This is a genomic window from Nocardiopsis sp. TNDT3, from assembly GCF_003427465.1.
GTDB lineage: Bacteria > Actinomycetota > Actinomycetes > Streptosporangiales > Streptosporangiaceae > Nocardiopsis > Nocardiopsis dassonvillei.
This window is the reverse complement of sequence record NZ_QPFC01000736.1, coordinates 1-3,024: the sequence shown is the minus strand read 5'-3', so window position 1 is coordinate 3,024 and position 3,024 is coordinate 1. Positions and strand designations below refer to the sequence as shown.

The window sequence follows — 3,024 nt, the reverse complement described above, 5'->3', positions numbered from 1 at the left end:
CACGTGGACTACGTCCACGACGGTCACCTGCACCGCGAGCACGAGGGCCACTGGGACGAGCACGCTCCCGACTACTCCTGACCGCGACGGCCCGGCCGCGGGGTCCCGGTCCAGGGCCGGGGACCCCGCGGACGGGTCCGGTGGGCCCTCAGGACCTGTGCGTCGGAGTGTTGGACGGGTAGGGCAGCAGGGCCATCTCGCGCGCGTTCTTGACCGCCGCCGCGATCAGCCGCTGCTGGCGCGCGGTCACCCGCGTGACCCTGCGGCTGCGGATCTTCCCCTTCTCGGAGATGAACTTGCGCAGGAGAGCGGTGTCCTTGTAGTCGATGTAGTCCATATCTCCCAGCGGATTGGCGAAACTCCGCGTGGGCTTGCGTTTGCCCGGACGGTGTGCTGAAGAGGGCATGTCCACCTTTCTGAGAACTCCGCGAAGAGGCCGGTGTTCGCATTCCCGTGCTGTGTCCCGAGGGGTCGGCCGCGGCTCGGCGCCGCCCCGGGGCGCACGGGCCGTGCGCGTCCCCTCCGCTCCGCCGGGCGGAGCGGGGACGGGGTCGCGGGCACGCGTCCTCCTCCCCGCCGTCGCCCGTGGCGACTGAAAACGATTATCGTTTCTAAAATCCTACACGCTCGGGAGGGGGAGCGCGCGACCTCCCAGGCCTCGGAGCCCCTGACCCGAGGGCGTGTGCGAGGATGGCCCCGGATTTCGGGAGGGGCGATGACACTGATCACCACGGACGACGGGCTTGGCGTCGAGTACACCGAACGCGGTGACTCCCGGGGGCGCCCGGTCGTGCTCCTGGCCGGGTTCAAGGCCCCCGCGACCTCCTGGCGCCACCAGGTCCCCGCGCTCACGGACGCCGGGTACCGGGTGTTCGCCGTGGACCTGCCCGGCCACGGCGCCGCGGGGCCCCTGCCCCCGGGCATGACCATGGACCGGCGCGGCGACTGCGTCCACGCCCTCCTGGAGCGGCTGGACCTGGAGGGCGTCGTGCTCGTCGGCGGCTCCATGGGCGCCAACACCGTCTGGGCGTACACCTCCGGGCACGGCACCGGCCGCCTGGCGGGCGCGGTGTCGGTGGACCAGACGCCGAAGATGCTCAACACCGCGGACTGGCCGTACGGCTTCTACGGCTACGACGAGAGCAACGCCGACACCTACTTCGCCGACGGCATCCCCGCCACCGGGCACGGCACGCCCCTGTGGCGGCGCGGCGTGCGCCTGGTCAGGACGCTGCGCGCGATGCGCGGCACAGACCGTGGGCTCACCCCGGCGGAACTGGAGCTGCTGGGCGACCACGCCCGGCGCGACTGGCGCGACGCGGTCGCCGGGCTGGACGTGTCCGCCCTTTTCGTGGCCGGGGCCGAGAGCGAGCTGTGGCCCGCCGAGCACGCCGCGGCCGCCGCCAAGCCCAACCCGCGCGTCGGTGCGGCCGTGGTGCGCGAGGCCGGGCACGCCGTGAACATGGAGCGGCCGGGCGCCTTCAACGCGGGGCTGCTGCGCTTCCTCGCCCGCGTCGAGGGCCTCTGACCGGGGTCGTATCCGCCTCCTCCTGCGCGGGGCGTCGGCGGGGTCAGGGGTGTCGGGTCTCCTCCCGTGCGCGGCTCCGAGCGGCCGGGGGAACCCTCCCAGCGGTCCCGAGTCCCACCGCAGGGGGTGGAGGCGAGGGCGGATTCCGGCGTGGTGGGATGTCGGTATGGCTCCGCGGTCGAAACCCCCCGAGAACGCGCGTCCGCTGTCGTACACCATTCGTAGCGCGCCGAGGTCCCCGGATCCGGGACTCCCACGCGTGGAGACCGCTGCCGAAGCGGTCTCCAGGATCGCCTCCGGCGGCGGGATCCACGCCTTCCTGATCCTCCTGATGCCCTTCTCGCTCGCGGACGGCGTCACCCCCGGGTCCGTCCTCACCGTGCTCACGATGGCCTACGCCGTCCTTCTCACGGTCACCACGCTCCCCGGCCTGATCGCCTTCCTCCTGGAGCGCAGGCGCGCGTCCGACCGCAGGGCCCCGACGCTCCGTGCCACGAAGGCCGCCCCCTCCGCGGTCGCGGCCCTGCTCTACGCCTGCCTCCCCGCGTCCCTGATCGTCACCGAGGGCCCCGACCCCGAGATCATCGCCATCTCCCTGGCCGCCGCCCTGTTCGGCTACCTCGTCCACCGGGCCTGCCTGGCGGTCACCTTCTCCTCCGCCGCGGGAGCCGTCGTCCGCGTCGTGGCGCTGATCGCGCCCCTGTTGCTGATCCTGGGCCTGGCTTCCGCCCTCCGGTGAACGGGAAGACCCCGGCCGGCCCCGGGCACGGACGAGCCGCGGCGCCGATGCCGACACACTGGTAGGCGTCCACGAGGGAGAGAGCCGCACCGGTCCCGCCGCGCGTCAGCGGCGGCCGACCGTGCGGTCCGGGTCGAAGGAGGGCGTGGTGAACGGTGGTGCGGGTGCTTCCGGCCGGACGTACCGGAAGGCCGAGAAGCGGCGGTCACAGATCCTGTCGCGCGCGATCGAGGTGTTCGCCGAGCACGGAGTGGGCGCTTCGCTGCGGGCGATCGGCGAGGCCATCGGGGTGTCCCACGCGGCGCTGCGCTACTACTTCGCCTCCCGCGACGAGCTCCTGGTGGAGGTCTACCGCGAACACGAGGCGACGGGGTGCGAGCCCTCGGATCCGGGCACCGTCTCCGCGGTCGCGGTGATGGAGCGCAGCGCGGAGCGCAACCGCTCCATACCCGGCCTGGTCGAGCTGTACGCGACGCTGACGACGGACGCGTTGCAGGAGCAGCGGCACCCCGCGACGCGGGAGTTCGTCCGGGCCCGGTTCCGGGCACTGCGCGCCGACCTCGCCGAGCGCGTACGCGCCGGTCAGCGCTCCGGTGAGATCGCGGCCGACATCGACCCGGACGACGCGGCGGCCCTGGTGATCGCCGCGTCCGACGGGTTGCAGTTGCAGTGGCTGCTCGACCCGCGGGAGGTGGACGTCTACCGCTCGCTCCAGGTCCTGGAACGGCTGCTGCCCGGCGGGGGAGAGGGCGGCGGG

At 73.3% G+C, this 3,024-nt stretch carries 4 protein-coding genes; 3 read left to right on the top strand and 1 reads right to left on the bottom strand.

Translation table 11 applies throughout. The annotated features are described in order from the left end of the window. Positions 1 to 148 precede the first annotated feature (148 nt). Positions 149 to 406: a 30S ribosomal protein S18 gene (rpsR, locus tag DQW06_RS18185; protein WP_013153370.1), complete on the bottom strand. Its 258-nt coding sequence runs from the start codon at positions 404 to 406 to the stop codon at positions 149 to 151. 309 nt (positions 407 to 715) lie between these two features. Between rpsR and DQW06_RS18180 the strand changes: the two genes are divergently transcribed. The 3 genes from DQW06_RS18180 to DQW06_RS18170 form a co-directional block, all read left to right on the top strand. Continuing rightward, on the top strand, positions 716 to 1,528 hold the full coding sequence (locus tag DQW06_RS18180) for an alpha/beta fold hydrolase (RefSeq protein ID WP_117198968.1): 813 nt from the start codon (positions 716 to 718) through the stop codon (positions 1,526 to 1,528). A 259-nt stretch (positions 1,529 to 1,787) separates the two neighbouring features. Beyond that, on the top strand, positions 1,788 to 2,267 hold the full coding sequence (locus tag DQW06_RS18175; RefSeq protein WP_013153368.1) for a hypothetical protein: 480 nt from the start codon (positions 1,788 to 1,790) through the stop codon (positions 2,265 to 2,267). Between the two features lie 148 nt (positions 2,268 to 2,415). Next, on the top strand, positions 2,416 to 3,024 hold a 609-nt coding region (locus DQW06_RS18170), incomplete at its 3' end, for a TetR/AcrR family transcriptional regulator (protein WP_157983480.1).

Coding starts and splice junctions, on each gene's coding strand:
- rpsR (WP_013153370.1), bottom strand. CDS start 406: ATGCCCTCTTCAGCACACCGTCCGGGCAAACGCAAGCCCACGCGGAGT.
- DQW06_RS18180 (WP_117198968.1), top strand. CDS start 716: ATGACACTGATCACCACGGACGACGGGCTTGGCGTCGAGTACACCGAA.